General features: G+C 69.1%; 12 protein-coding genes and 1 pseudogene. 8 read left to right on the top strand and 5 right to left on the bottom strand.

What is annotated here, in order from left to right:
• Positions 1–3 precede the first annotated feature (3 nt).
• Positions 4–2,013, bottom strand: coding sequence for a hypothetical protein (locus tag KZC50_RS01605; RefSeq protein ID WP_310890385.1), 2,010 nt, complete (start codon positions 2,011–2,013; stop codon positions 4–6).
• Between the two features lie 132 nt (positions 2,014–2,145).
• Here KZC50_RS01605 and KZC50_RS01600 point away from each other — a divergent pair, with 132 nt between their 5' ends.
• A complete protein-coding gene (locus tag KZC50_RS01600; RefSeq protein WP_310890384.1) occupies positions 2,146–3,126 on the top strand; it encodes a hypothetical protein in 981 nt (326 codons plus the stop codon).
• A 300-nt stretch (positions 3,127–3,426) separates the two neighbouring features.
• Positions 3,427–3,798: a universal stress protein gene (locus tag KZC50_RS01595; RefSeq protein WP_310891512.1), complete on the top strand. Its 372-nt coding sequence runs from the start codon at positions 3,427–3,429 to the stop codon at positions 3,796–3,798.
• 32 nt (positions 3,799–3,830) lie between these two features.
• Here KZC50_RS01595 and KZC50_RS01590 read toward each other — a convergent pair whose 3' ends face one another.
• Together KZC50_RS01590 and KZC50_RS01585 are read right to left on the bottom strand one after the other, a co-directional pair.
• Positions 3,831–5,087 carry an ROK family protein gene (locus tag KZC50_RS01590; RefSeq protein WP_310890383.1) on the bottom strand — a complete coding sequence of 419 codons (1,257 nt, stop codon included), beginning with the start codon at positions 5,085–5,087 and terminating at the stop codon, positions 3,831–3,833.
• Positions 5,088–5,124: 37 nt separating this feature from the next.
• Positions 5,125–6,330, bottom strand: a complete 1,206-nt coding sequence (locus KZC50_RS01585) for an LVIVD repeat-containing protein (protein ID WP_310890382.1) — start codon at positions 6,328–6,330, stop codon at positions 5,125–5,127.
• A 132-nt stretch (positions 6,331–6,462) separates the two neighbouring features.
• On the opposite strand from KZC50_RS01585, the gene KZC50_RS01580 reads away from it, so the two are divergent.
• From KZC50_RS01580 to KZC50_RS01570, 3 genes are all read left to right on the top strand, one after another.
• Complete coding sequence (locus KZC50_RS01580; protein WP_310890381.1) at positions 6,463–7,773, top strand: ABC transporter substrate-binding protein; 1,311 nt, start codon at positions 6,463–6,465, stop codon at positions 7,771–7,773.
• 61 nt (positions 7,774–7,834) lie between these two features.
• The gene (locus KZC50_RS01575; RefSeq protein WP_310890380.1) at positions 7,835–8,704 is read left to right on the top strand and encodes a carbohydrate ABC transporter permease; all 870 of its coding nucleotides are present in this window, start codon (positions 7,835–7,837) and stop codon (positions 8,702–8,704) included.
• The gene (locus KZC50_RS01570) at positions 8,704–9,531 is read left to right on the top strand and encodes a carbohydrate ABC transporter permease (protein ID WP_310890379.1); all 828 of its coding nucleotides are present in this window, start codon (positions 8,704–8,706) and stop codon (positions 9,529–9,531) included. Before KZC50_RS01575 ends, KZC50_RS01570 begins: the two co-directional genes overlap by 1 nt.
• Before the next feature lie 269 nt (positions 9,532–9,800).
• Here KZC50_RS01570 and KZC50_RS01565 read toward each other — a convergent pair whose 3' ends face one another.
• Positions 9,801–10,712, bottom strand: coding sequence for a cation diffusion facilitator family transporter (locus KZC50_RS01565; protein WP_310890378.1), 912 nt, complete (start codon positions 10,710–10,712; stop codon positions 9,801–9,803).
• 112 nt (positions 10,713–10,824) lie between these two features.
• On the opposite strand from KZC50_RS01565, the gene KZC50_RS01560 reads away from it, so the two are divergent.
• Positions 10,825–11,127 carry a helix-turn-helix domain-containing protein gene (locus KZC50_RS01560; protein ID WP_310890377.1) on the top strand — a complete coding sequence of 101 codons (303 nt, stop codon included), beginning with the start codon at positions 10,825–10,827 and terminating at the stop codon, positions 11,125–11,127.
• A gap of 290 nt (positions 11,128–11,417) precedes the next feature.
• Here the strand turns inward: KZC50_RS01560 and KZC50_RS01555 are convergent, their stop codons facing one another.
• A complete protein-coding gene (locus tag KZC50_RS01555; protein WP_310890376.1) occupies positions 11,418–11,720 on the bottom strand; it encodes a hypothetical protein in 303 nt (100 codons plus the stop codon).
• 158 nt (positions 11,721–11,878) lie between these two features.
• Between KZC50_RS01555 and KZC50_RS01550 the strand changes: the two are divergent.
• Both KZC50_RS01550 and KZC50_RS01545 read left to right on the top strand, forming a co-directional pair.
• A pseudogene (locus KZC50_RS01550) lies at positions 11,879–12,202 on the top strand (helix-turn-helix domain-containing protein); the annotation flags it as partial.
• Between the two features lie 23 nt (positions 12,203–12,225).
• A complete protein-coding gene (locus KZC50_RS01545; protein ID WP_310890375.1) occupies positions 12,226–12,843 on the top strand; it encodes a LysR family transcriptional regulator substrate-binding protein in 618 nt (205 codons plus the stop codon).
• Positions 12,844–12,967 lie beyond the last annotated feature (124 nt).

Here is a 12,967-nt window from a genome sequence, read left to right as displayed (position 1 = left end):
ACCTCACCCCCGCACCGCGGCGATGTCCTGCTCCCGGAACCACGCCGCCGTCCCGTATCCCTGGTAGATGAAGACACGGTCGAAGTCGACGTTGTCATCGGTCGGCGGCATCCCCGGCTCGGCGCCCGGAACCTCCGCCGGCGTCGGCGCACCCGCGGGGCAGTAGACGATGTTCGCTCCTGATCCGGGATCGTCCGCGCCGATCCCCGCGAAGCACTCGCCCAGCTCCGCTTCGAACGTGATGGTCGAGGTTCCCCATTCCGTCACCGTCGTCCCGAGCACGATCGGGGTGCACGACGGATACGTGATCCCGCACCACGTGCCCTCGACGTCCTCCCATCGCGCGGGCGGCTCGGCCGCGAGGGTGGCGTTCACGAACCATGCCGGGAGGTCGCTGATCTCTTCGGTTCCGGCATCCGCGATGTAGTCGGTCGCGGTCTGCGAGATCGAGAACCAGGTCAGCCACCCGAGTCTCGCGATCACCTTCCGGGCCTTCTCCGCCCCACCCGAGACGAAGGCCGCCGCCCGGTCGGCCGCCTCGCCGGATGCCGCCTCCGCAACCTCCTCCGCCACCTCGCCGGCAACCCCCTCCCCGGATGCCGCGCCACGGGCGACCTCCTCCGCGGCCTTCTGCAGGGCGTCGGAGTCGAGCGTCTCCAGGCACGTCGACACGGCGCCCAGAAGCTCGGGCCATGGCGTGCCGGCCTCCCACTGCGCGAAGTCGCAGTCGCGCGCGAGGAAGAAGACGCCGAGCGCACCGCCGAAGAAGTCCTCCGGGTCGAGCTCGGCCAGCGCGACCCCGAGCACACCCGAGAGGAGCGCCTGCGGGAAGGTCGGCAGCGCGTACTCGATGACCCGGCCCGTCTCCGTCTGCGCCTGCGACGCCCGCACCGTGGCTTCGTCGACGGTGACCGAGTAGGTCTGCGTCGGCAGGATGAACCGTCCCGGGTTCACGAGCAGGTCGCCGCCGCTGGCGATGACGGCGTATCCGGCGTCGATGAGCGCCGAGGTCGAGATATCGAGCGCATCCATGCCGGCCGTCCGCGGTTCCAGTCCGGCGGGGAAGACGACCGAGAACCCGTACGCCCGGTTCGCCGCCGCCCGCACCTGCAGCAGCGCCGGATCCGCGGGGTCGGGTCCGGCGCAGAGCAGCACCGCCGCGTTTCCGCCTTCGAGGCCGAGCCCGGCGATCATGTTGTTGTCCGAGATCACGGTGTCGGTGATCCAGGGGACGGCGCCCTCGGCATCCGGTGCGCATTCGGGCACGTCGGCGGCCGTGCCGTACAGCTCGCGCGACGCGCGCATGACCCACTGCGAGCCGAGGGCGAAGTCGGCGCTCCAGTCGGCGGAGGCGTCGGCCCACCAGTCGCCGACACCGTCGGCCATCGAGATGACCGCCGCGCCGGCATCCGACAGCGCCCCTTCGACCCCCTGCACCGCACTGTCGATGCCGCCGATGACCGCGGTCCAGAGCCCGCCCGCCACGGTCGGCGCAGAGAGCGATGCCGAACGGATGCCGCCCACGCCGCCTCCGGAGGCAGACCCGCCCTGCACCATGGCCCGGGTGGTCACCGTCACCGCATCCGTCGCGAGGGTCGTCGTGACCGGCTCCCACGCGTCGATCTCGGGTGCGTACCGCGCGAAGGTCACGAACGCGCCCGGCGGCACCTCTGCGGGCAGCGTCAGCTCCAGCACCAGCTCGCCCGAGACGGCGGAGACGGATGCCGCATCCACGGCGAAGGGATGCAGCGCGAGGTAGCCGGGTGCGCCGAGGTCCGCCAGCGCCGCAGCCTGCGCATCGGTCGGCGCGGCCGGCTCCACCCCGGCGGGTGCGCCGTCGATCGTCGCCGTGACGGCGACGGCTCCCGGCTCGGCATCCGCATCGCGGCTCGTCCAGATGACGGCAGCGATCACGATGAGGGCGATGACGAGGGCACCGGCCACGAGGCTCAGGACGAGCGTGCGGCGCCGGCGGATGTCCGCGGGGTCGGGGGAGGGGATCGGGAGGCTCACACGCCCGACCGTAGGGTGACGACCCCGGCCGCATCGGCCCGGACGCCAACCCCGGACAACCTCGGACGCGGCATGTCGAGGGCGCCGGCTTCGCTACGATGGCGACGTCGTACGCGAGGCCGGGGGGTGGGGATGACGACTGTGGATTCGCCGTCCGACACCAGGCCGGATCCGCTCGGGGTGCTGGTGCGTGACCTGCAGCAGCTGCGGCTGGATGCCGGGGCCGTCAGTTACGGAGAGATCGCGCAGCGGATCGTCGCGCGACGGATGTCGGAGGGTGCGTCGGAGGCCGCCTCCCGCGTCGCCCGTTCGACGGTGTACGACGCGTTCCAGCCGGGTCGTCGCCGGCTGAACCCCGGTCTCGTCCGGGAGATCGTGCTCGCCCTCGGGCTCGATGCCGCGCAGGCCGACGAGTGGCATGAGCGCTGCGTCCTGACCCGGCAGCCCGCGCCCGCACCGACCGTCACTCCCGCAGCCCCCGCCCTCGACGCGCACCCCGATGACGCCGCAGCAACCCCGCCCGCACCCCTCGTTCCCCCGCAGGCCCTCCGCCGCGCGCTCATCGCCGTCCTCCTCGTCGCGTGCCTCGGGCTGAACCTCTTCGGCACGACCCTCGTGCTCCGCCTCGAGATCCCCCTCTTCCTCGACACGATCGGCACCGCGCTCGCGGCGTTCGCGCTCGGCCCCTGGTACGGCGTCGCCGTCGGGGTGGCGACCGGGCTGTTCGGCATGGTCAGCTCCACCCCCGAGACCGTCGTCTTCTCGGCCGTCAGTGTGGTCGCCGCCCTCCTGTGGGGGTACGGCCTCCGCCGCTACGCCCGCACCCCGCTGCGCTTCCTCGCGCTCGCCGTCTCGGTCGCGGTCGCGTGTTCCGTCGTCGCCGCTCCGCTCAACCTCGCGCTGTACGGCGGTGCGTCGACCAACGCCAGCAGCGCGTTCCTTCCGGTCACCACGTCGCTCGGCCTCATCGCGTCGGTCTTCGCGGTCAACCTCGGAGCCTCGCTCGTCGACAAGGTCTTGACCGCCCTCCTCGCCCTCGTCGCCGCGCGCTGGCTCGCTCCTCTCCAGCTGACCGGCCCACCCGCCGACCCCGGTGGTCGAGTGTCCGCGTAGCGGACGTACCGAGACCCGCCGACCCCGGTGGTCGAGTGTCCGCGTAGCGGACGTACAGAGACCCGCCGAGCCTCCGCCGACCCCGCACCCGCGACCCCCGCGCCCCCGCGCCCCGCCTTCGAGTGGTCGGGTGTCCGCGTAGCGGACGTATCGAGACCCGCCCCGCCGCGCTACGCGCCCATAGCCGCACCCCCGGATGGTCGAGTGTCCGCGTAGCGGACGTACCGAGGCCCGCCGAACCTCCCAGCCACCCCGACCCGCGCACCCCTCACGAATGCGCCGCATCCTCCCCACGGTGCGATTCCGTCTCCAACTGGAACGTCGCGTGCTCAATGCTCACCGGGAAGTGGTCGGCGACGCACTCCTGATGCCGGTGCCGGTCTCCCTCGATGTGAACATGACCTACGACCCGATGCCCTACGACCCGCAGGCCCCACCGAGGCCTTCGCGCAGACGGCCGTCGACGAAGCACGAACCCGCCACTCCGACCTCGACGTCCGCACGCTCGTCGCCGAGGGAGACGCCGCCATGGCCATCGCCGACGCATCGTCCTCCGCACTCCTGACCGTCGTCGGCACCCACGGCCGCAGCGGTCTCGCCCGCCTCCTCCTCGGCTCGACCAGTACCGCGGTGCTCGAGCAGGCCACCACGGTCACCGTCGCCGTCCGCTGACCACACCGCCGTCGGCGGCGCTCCCGCCCGCTCTATGCGGCGGTGAGCCGGTGCAAGCGCGTCGCCTGCCCGCTGGGGGAGCCGTGTGGAAGCCAGGTGAGGAGCGCGTCCCGCGCGAACAGGTGATCCGAGGCCAGGAGCGCCGCGCCGATGAGTCCCTCGCGGAAGTCGAGTGAGGCCGCTCGCACGGTCATCGATCGCGCCGCGAGGGGAACGATGCGCGTCGGCAAGGAGGATTCGAAAGTCGAGAAGTATCTGCCTCGCAGACGGGTTGCGCCGCCGCCCAACACCACGGTTCCCGGGTTGGCGAAGTTCACGATGTCGGCGACTGCCTCGGCGACCTCGGTTGCGGCGCGATCGACGACGCTCAACGTCAGGGCGTCGTCCGCATCGATGGCGCCGATAACGTCGTCGATCTGCAGAGGTCGCGTGCGAAGGATGTCCGAGAGGAAGGTGCTCTCGGCGGGGGCCCGTTCCGTAAGCCGCTCGACGATCGCCCATCCGGCGGCGACGGTTTCGAGGCACCCTACGAGACCGCACCGGCACAGCCGTTCCTCGCCGCTGCGGGCGCGGACGTGACCGATCTCGCCGGCGGCGCCACCCGCTCCCCGGTGGATCCGACCCCCCGAGATCATTCCGCTCCCGATACTCGTGCCGACCTTGACGTAGAGCAGATCGCGATCGGGTGCCGGAGCCGTCCGGTACTCCGCGAGTGCCATGACGTTCGCGTCGTTCTCGACCCAGATGGGAGCGTCGAAGGATGCCCGCAGGAGGTTCCGTACGTCGACGTCGTCCCATCCCGGCATGCTCGCCGGCTGTACGAGCCGGTGGCTCGCGACATCCACGGGTCCCGGAACGGCGATACCGATGCCCCAGACGGTGCGATTCGCGGTCTTCCGCAGGACCCGTTCGAACCCGTCTACGACCTCCGCGATCACCGCCTGCGGACCGTCCTCCAGCGTGGCGGCGAGGCTTTCCGTGCGCAGGATTCTTCCCCCCAGGTCGCAGACCGCTACGGCGCTTTCCCGACCCAGGTGAGCGGCGAGAATCACTGCCGTACCCTCCGCGAGGCGCAGCAGTCGAGGGGCTCGTCCTCGCTCGACAGCGGCGATGCCGGCGTCCTCGAGGATCCCAGCATCCATCGCTTGACGGATGCGGTCGCTGACCACCCGCCGACCGAGACCAGTCGCGACCTCGAGCGCGGGTCGGGTGGTTGCTGTGCCTCCGACGACGAGGGGGATGAGCCGCGAGAGCACCACCGCATCCTGAGGGGTGATATCCGACGTCATCGATGCCTCCGGTTCTGATCGGCACGCGGGAGCAAGACTATCGACCCACGTACTGGAGGATGTAGAGCCCGCCTCCGAGGCGGTCGGTCACGAAGACGATGCCCTCCGCGTCGACATACAGGTCGTTCATAGCCGACCACTCCTGTCCCTCCGCGGGGGGCGGCACGAAATACCCCTTCTCGCGCGGCGCGTACTTGTCCGAGATGTCGAAGACTCGCAGACCCGCGTTGGAGTAGGTGGCGAAGATGGTCTCCTCGCTGATGTAACTCCCGGGGCGGTTCTCGTGCAGGTTGTGTGGTCCGAACACGCCCGGTAGGTCGTGGTACGAGCTCACTCCGTGTCGAGCCGGAGGGCGCGGGTCGGGGAAGGTCGCGAAGGTGACGGGGTGTGTCTCCTGGGTGACGTCGATGAGCCAGATGCGTTTGTCGCCTCCCTGCAATGTCCGGGGGACCGCCTCGCTCGAGGCGACGACGAGACCCCGCGCGGGAAGGGGCAGGGTGGTGTGCGCGAAGCCGCCGAAGGGCGGTGACCACGAGATATGACTGATGAGCTGCGGCGTGGAGGGGTCGGAGATGTCCAACACGGCCATCCCGGCGTCGAAACAGGCTGCGTAGGCGCGGTCACCGTGCGGGATGACTCCGTGCACGCCGTCCTGTGGCTGATCCTCCGCGCGGGTCCACGTGTCGACGTCGTCCGGAAAAGTCCCGGGCACCGACCAGGACCCGACGGATGCCGGGTTCATGGGGTCGCTCAGATCAACGATCTCGTAGCTCTGGACGGATCCGCCCGGGAGGACGCTGCTGATGTGCGCGAGAGGTGGTTCGGAGAACCAGAGTCGGTGGGTTCCCACGCCGCTCGCGGGGTGAAAGCCGACCGGTCGAGGCTGCGTCGGATCGTCGAGCGTGTACACGGTCAGCCCCGTGATCGGCGCCGGATCCGCGCCCTTCGCCCAGTACGGGAGCTCGTTGTTCTGGATCAGAAGGTTCCCCGCGACCTGGACCTTGTGACAGCGCGTGTTGCGGGGGTGTTCGATCTGATGGAGGAGCCGTGGGTCGGCGGGGTCTGAGACATCGAGAACGCTCAGCGCCATCGGGCTGGTCCCCAGATGTGCGACGTAGAGGAGCTCGTCGCGACGGATGACCTGGAAGCCGTCGCCGTGGCCGCCGAGGTCCGAGTGGCCGATGAGGCGGAATCCTTCGATGTCGGAATGCTCCTGAGCGTGTTCGAGCCATCTCGTCGTCATGGTGTCTCCTTTGACCCTTTACGTGCGAAACCAGCCTAATGAAGATTTCCCGCAAAACAATGCTTGATTTCTGCGCTGGTCCACCATATGTTCATTCTGCACGTAAACCTCGATCACAAGGATGTGATGTAGATGACGCACGCACAGCACCCCCTCCTCAGGTGGGGCACGACCACTGCCGTCCTGCTGACGACCGCTCTGGCGGTCAGCGGCTGCTCTGATCCCGGCGGGAACGGCGAAGCGCAGGGGCCTGTCACGCTGACGCTCGGCTATGGCTCGGCGGCAACGGGTGAGGCGCAGCCTTTCGAAGAGATCGTCGAGCGCTTCAACGCCGAGCAGGATGAGATCGTGGTCGAGACCGTGGCCACGCCCATCGCTGACTACGGCAACCTTCTGCGCACGCAGCTGCAAGCAGGAAATGCGCCCGATGTGATCACCGGAGCGGCCGGACGCGGTGACGTTACGTCCTTCTTGCCCTACGCGGACGCGGGATACCTCCTTCCGCTCGGGGAGTACGCGTTCGTCACCGACCGCGTCCCCGCCGGTGCCGACGCGCTGTTCTTCGATGAGAGCGGCGAGATTTACGGGATGCCGCTGGCTGCCACGGTGCTCGGGATGGTCAACAACCTGACGGCGCGGGAGGCTGCCAGTCTCGAGCTGCCAGCCACATGGGACGCGCTGCTGGACCAATGCGCGGATGCCGACTCGGCGGGTCCCGCACTGATGACGGTCGCGACGACCAATCCCGCGAACGCGGGACTGTTCATGATCCAGCTGGCGGCCAACACCGTCTACGCAGCTGACCCTGAATGGAACGCGAAGCGGGTGGCGGGTGAGACGACTTTCGCGAGCACACCGGCGTGGACCGAGGCGCTCGAACACGTGGTCACGCTCCAGGATGCCGGCTGCTTCACCGCGGGCATCGAGCAGGCTGGAACGGAAGACTCTGCGGGTGCGCTCCTTGCGGGCGAGGCGTTGCAGCGCCCCGGACCGTCGCCGGCGCTCGCCGCGATTTCGGGAGGCAATCCCGACATGTCATTCGCGATGAGCGCGCTCCCGGCCGCGACGACAGCGGAGACCCGGGCCGTCGTGGACTACGCAGGTACCCTCGTCGGGATCAACAGCGAGACGTCGAACCCCGACGCGGCCGCCGTGTTCTTGGAGTACCTCACCCAGCCCGAGATCAACGAGATCTATGCGGCGGGTGGCGCGGAGATTCCGTTGTCGAACTTCGAGAACGGTTCGTTCCCGGAGCAGTACGCCCCGATGGCTGACGCGCTCGGCGATCCGGAGCGTGCGCTCAGTGCTCCTCAATACGACTGGCCGTCGGGCGAGATCTACGACGCGCTCGCTGGTGGATTCCAGGGGCTACTCACCGGCCAGGCCACGCCCGAGATGATCCTTGACGCGATGGACGCCGCGTGGGATCGTGCGGCGGGCTGACCCGATGCTCGTGCGAGAGAGCCCTCCGCGGTCTCGGACCTTTCCGCCCGCCCGGCGACGCGTGGGGGCCTCTCGTGCACTGTCCTGGTGGTGGGCGCTCCCGGGACTTCTGCTGCTGCTCCTCGTCCACTACGTTTCGGTGGCGCTCGGGGGGATGTACGCCTTCACCGATTGGCGCGGGATCGGGGACTTCGACTTCGTCGGCTTCGCGAACTTCGCCCGCATCCTCTCCGATCCGATCACCTACGGGGCGTTGGCCAACACAGCGTTCTTCGCGTTCTTCTACCTGATCCTGGCCAACGCGATCGGGTTGCTGTTGGCGATCGGTCTGAACCGGGCGCTGAAGGCGAAGTCCTTCCTGCGGAGTCTGATCTTCTTGCCCGCGGTGCTGAGCCCTCTCGCCGTCGGCTACATCTGGCGGTTCATCTTCACCTTCGACGGACCCGCGAACGATCTTGTCGTCGGGCTGTGGGGCGAGGAGAGCCGGATGCTGTGGCTCGCCGATGTCGCGGTCTCCCGATGGGTGATCGTGTTGGTCATGGTCTGGCAGAACGTCGGGGTCGTCATGGTCATCTACCTGGCGGGTCTCGCAAACGTCCCTCCGGAGCTCGAGGAGGCAGCGGCCGTGGACGGCGCATCCTCGCCCCGCAGATTCGTCAGTATCGTTCTGCCTTCGCTCCGCCCGACGGTCATCATCGTGTGCACGCTCCTGCTCATCACCGGATTGCGCGTGTTCGACGAGATCATCGCGCTCACCGGTGGCGGACCGTACGGCGCCACCGAGACTCTCAGTACTCAGGTGTGGCGGCAGTCGTTCGTCGCGGGAGAGTTCGGGTATGGCTCTGCCATCGCGATGTGTCTCACCGTCCTGATCCTGATCCTCGCGATCACGCAGAACACGCTCCTTCGCGAGCGCCGGAAGGGTGAATGATGTTTCGGTACACCCCGCTCACCCTCGCGCGGGAGGCCGGCATCCTCGTCGTCGCTCTCGTGATGATGCTGCCGTTCTACCTGCTCATCAACGTCGCGTTGAAGTCCGACGTCGAAGCGGTGAGCACCCCCGCCATCGTGCCTGCTGGTGCACCCTCGCTCGACTCGTTCGCTGTCGCGCTGACGGAGGGTTCGCTCCTCGCGGGGCTGCTGGGCAGCGTGATCGTCACGGTCAGCACCGTGCTGCTTCTCATCATCATCGGTTCGATCACCGCCTATGTGATCGCCCGCCGTGTGGGGAAGCTGAGCTCGATCGCGTACGTGTTCGTGCTGGTCGGGATCATCCTCCCGATTCAGATGGGAATGGTGCCCCTCTACGTTGCGATGCGGAGTCTCGGTCTCCTCGGAACCCTCGCGGGGATGGTGGTCTTGAACGTCGGACTGTCGCTGCCCCTGGCGATCTTCCTGTACGTCGGGTTCGCGCGATCCGTACCGCGTGAGTACGAGGAAGCTGCCGAGGTCGACGGAGCGGGTCGTCTGCAGACGTTCGTCCGAATCGTGTTCCCGCTTCTCGCGCCGGCGACCGGGACGGTGGCCATCCTGGCGGGCATGAACGTCTGGAACGACTTCCAGCTTGCCCTCATCTACCTCAGCGGGTCTGATGCGACCACTCTGCCGCTGTCGATCTACAGTTTCGTCGGCGCCGACGTCACCCGCTGGAATGTCATCTTCGCGGGGCTTATCGTCGCGATCATCCCCATGCTCGTCTTCTATCTGTTCGCCCAGCGTCGATTCATCCAGGGCTTCGCGGGCGGGATCAAGAGCTGACCCTCGCTCCCGAGTACCCCCGCGCCACGGGTGGTCGAGTGTCCACGTAGCGGACGTATCGAGACCCGCTGAACCTCCCAACCACCCCGCCCCCACCCCTCCCTCCGGTGGTCGAGTGTCCGCGAAGCGGACGTACCGAGACCCGCCGAACCTCTCAACCACCCCGCCCCCCGCACACCCCCGCCCCCGCCCCGCCCTCCGGTGGTCGAGTGTCCGCGAAGCGGACGTACCGAGACCCGCCGAACCTCTCGCAACCCAGCCCCGCTCCCTCACGTATGCGCCGCACCCTCCCCCCAATGCGCCCCCGTTTCAAGCTGGAACGTCGCGTGCTCGATGCTCACCGGGAAGTGTTCGGCGACGCATTCCTGAAGCCTCCGCAGCAGCTGAGCCGACTCTTCCGGCGCAAGAGAGTCGTCGACGACGACGTGCGCGGTCAGGATGGGTAGATCGGTCGAGACCAGGGAGGCGTGCAGGTCGTGCACGGCGACGACGTGGGGGAGCTCGAGGATGTGGCGGCGCACATCCGCGAGGTCGAGACCGGGCGGGGTGGCTTCCAGCAGGACGCTGCCGGACGCGCGGAACAGGATGATCGTGCGCGGAATGATGAGCAGGGCGATCAGGATGCCGGCGACCGCGTCGGCTCGGTACCAGCCGAGGGTGGCGATCAGGATGGCGCTGGCGATGACGCCGACCGAGCCGAGCGCGTCGTTGAGGACTTCGAGGAACGCGGCCCGCATGTTCAGGTTCCGTGCGCGGTCGCTCATCAGCACGAGCAGCGCTGCGATGTTGGCGACCAGGCCGACGATTCCGAAGAACAGCAGGCTGCCGGACGCGATCTCGGGCGGCTCGAAAAGGCGACGGATGCCCTCGACCAGCGCGAAGAGTCCCACTCCGAGCAGCAGCGCGGCCTGGGCGAGGGCCGCGAGCACTTCCGCACGCCGGAGCCCGAAGGTGTACCTCTCCGACGGAGGCCGATTCATCAGGTGGGCGGCCGTGACCGCCATCGCCAGACCGATCACGTCGGTGAGCATGTGCGCGGCGTCGACGAGCAGGGCGAGGCTGCCGGTGATGACCGCGCCGATGACTTCGATCACGAAGACGGATGCGGTGATGGAGAACGCGATCAGGAGCTTCTTCCGGGGCGTCGCGTCCCCGGTGGCGTGGCTGTGTCCTGCACCCATGATGCTTCCTCTTCTACACCCGATTGATGACGGGCATCCCCTCCGACGCGATGACGGATGCCGGGGCGGCGACCGGGCTGTTCGCGACGCGTCGCGCCTCAGTCGTCCCCCGGTGATCCCGGCGGAGAAGAAGATCCGCATTGTGTTGAGCGTGCTTCACGGTGAGATCTCGATCGCGGAAGCCGCGCGTCGGGAGAAGGTGTCCGAGCAGGCGATCGGGAACTGGAAGCGCCAGTTCCTCGAGGGCGGGAAGGCGGGGATTGAGACGGGCAAGTCGAAGCCCACGTCCCGCGAGCAGCAGCTCGAGGACGAGGTCGCCGAGTTCACCCAAGCGCTGGGTGAGGCCGCCGTCGAGATCCGGGTGTGGAAGAAGTCAGCTGAGGGCCGGCTGGGCCCTTCGAGGACCTCGAGGTGATCCGCACCGAGGCGGGCATGCCGACCGCTCGCCGGTCCAGCCGCGGGACGAGGATGGCCGCACTCGGCCCCGCCACGAACCCGGCGGTCGCCGTAGCGGTGACGGCCTGACCCGCCTGCCCCTCGCTCACACCGAGTGCCGCGGCCATCTGGGGCAGCAGGCTCGGCGGGAGGAACTCGGACAGGACGATGGCGAAGCTGGTCGCCATCAACATCGACACCGCCGCTCATGCCATGCGGGCGGGCGCAGGGTCGGCGTGATGCGTCCCGGTCTGCGGCGCCGTCATCCGCTCAGTCGGCGTGTGCCGCGACGTGCGCCTGGAGGTGCTCGCCGTCCGCGCTCACCCAGCCCTTCGACTGCGCGTAGGCGATCATTTTCTGCAGCCCGTCGCTCCACTGCTCGTCGCCCGCCGGAGCGTGCGAGCGGAGGAAGGCGACCGAGACGAAGGCGTGGTCGTTGTCCACGCGCCCGGCGCCGGCCGCCTGCAGCGCCGCATCGATCTGCGCCGCGGGAAGGGCGGATTCGACGTGGAATCGTGTGAAGTCGGCCGGGTCGAGCAGGTCTGCACCGCTCTCGGTGACGGATATGCGCATGGGATCGAGGATAGACGGGGTCAGCGGCAGTCCGGGCCGCGGTCCTGCCGCCGCTGATTCGGCGGCGTCGAACGCGCGTTCGGCTGTGCAGTCTGGCCCTGCGACCCCGGGTGTGGTGAGACTCGATCGCGCTGTGCGCGCGAAACGAAGGAGAAATCGTGGCGAAAGTCCTGCTCGTGCTGTACCCCGACCCGATCGACGGCTACCCGCCGCGCTACGCACGCGACGGCATCCCCGTGCTCGACGCCTACTCGAACGGGCAGACGCTGCCCACCCCGGAGGGCCTGGACTTCGTGCCCGGCGCGCTCGTGGGCTCGGTCCAGCTGTCGTACTTCGTCGCGGTCGCCCGCGAAGGGCATTTCGGGCGCGCCGCGGCATCCTGCTTCGTCTCCCCGTCCGCGCTGTCGGAGGCGATCCGCAAGCTCGAGGTCGAGCTGGGGGTCCCCCTCATCCGGCGCGGCCGCACCTACGAGGGACTCACTCCCGAAGGGAAGCGCGCCATCGTGTGGGCGCGGCGCATGCTCGCCGAGGACAGCGCACTGCGCTTTGCGGTCCACTCGGCCCGCGGGGCGCTGTCCGGGGACGCGCGACTGGGTGTCATCCCGTCGGCGACCACGTGGGCGACGGGCATCGTCGAGCGCGCGGTGGCCGCCCACCCGGATCTGCGGATCGCGCTGCGGCTGGGGCTGAGCAGCGAGGACATCATGACGGCCATCCGCTCACGCCCCTCGGCTCGGAGCTGTTCGTGCTCGTCACCAGCGTGCCCGCCGCCCGCCCCGCAGGATCCACCATCACGGCGCGCGAGGTCGTTGACCGGCCGCTGTGCCTGTTCGACCCGCTGCTGCGCGCGCGGATGCTCCTGGATGACGCCTGCGCCGGCGTCGGGGTCGTGCTGCGCCCGGTCGTGGAGACCAACTCGGTGGAGGGCCTCATCGCCGTGGCCCGCAGCGGGGTGGCCGATGCCGTGGTGCCCGCCTCGACCGTGGCCGAGGGGTGGCCGGATCTGCGCGTCGCGGCTATCAACGACCCCGAGATCCGGCTGCCGATCGCCTTGGCCCGGCTCGCCGACGAGCCGCGGCCGCCCGTGGTGGCGGTGATCGAGGCGCTCGTCGGGGGACGGTGACGACGGCGCGAATCATACACCGATCTTCCCTGCACCGAGCCGCGTCTGCGGCCGCCGGCGCCTCCCCGGTTGCCGATGCGGCAACCGCCGTGCGGACGCGCGCGCCCATGCCACAGCCTGATCG

This window comes from Microbacterium aurantiacum (assembly GCF_031625015.1).
Lineage (GTDB): Bacteria > Actinomycetota > Actinomycetes > Actinomycetales > Microbacteriaceae > Microbacterium > Microbacterium aurantiacum.
This window is presented reverse-complemented; position numbering and strand designations above follow the sequence as displayed.

Coding starts and splice junctions, on each gene's coding strand:
- KZC50_RS01600 (WP_310890384.1), top strand. CDS start 2,146: ATGACGACTGTGGATTCGCCGTCCGACACCAGGCCGGATCCGCTCGGG.
- KZC50_RS01590 (WP_310890383.1), bottom strand. CDS start 5,087: ATGACGTCGGATATCACCCCTCAGGATGCGGTGGTGCTCTCGCGGCTC.
- KZC50_RS01585 (WP_310890382.1), bottom strand. CDS start 6,330: ATGACGACGAGATGGCTCGAACACGCTCAGGAGCATTCCGACATCGAA.
- KZC50_RS01580 (WP_310890381.1), top strand. CDS start 6,463: ATGACGCACGCACAGCACCCCCTCCTCAGGTGGGGCACGACCACTGCC.
- KZC50_RS01570 (WP_310890379.1), top strand. CDS start 8,704: ATGTTTCGGTACACCCCGCTCACCCTCGCGCGGGAGGCCGGCATCCTC.
- KZC50_RS01565 (WP_310890378.1), bottom strand. CDS start 10,712: ATGGGTGCAGGACACAGCCACGCCACCGGGGACGCGACGCCCCGGAAG.
- KZC50_RS01555 (WP_310890376.1), bottom strand. CDS start 11,720: ATGCGCATATCCGTCACCGAGAGCGGTGCAGACCTGCTCGACCCGGCC.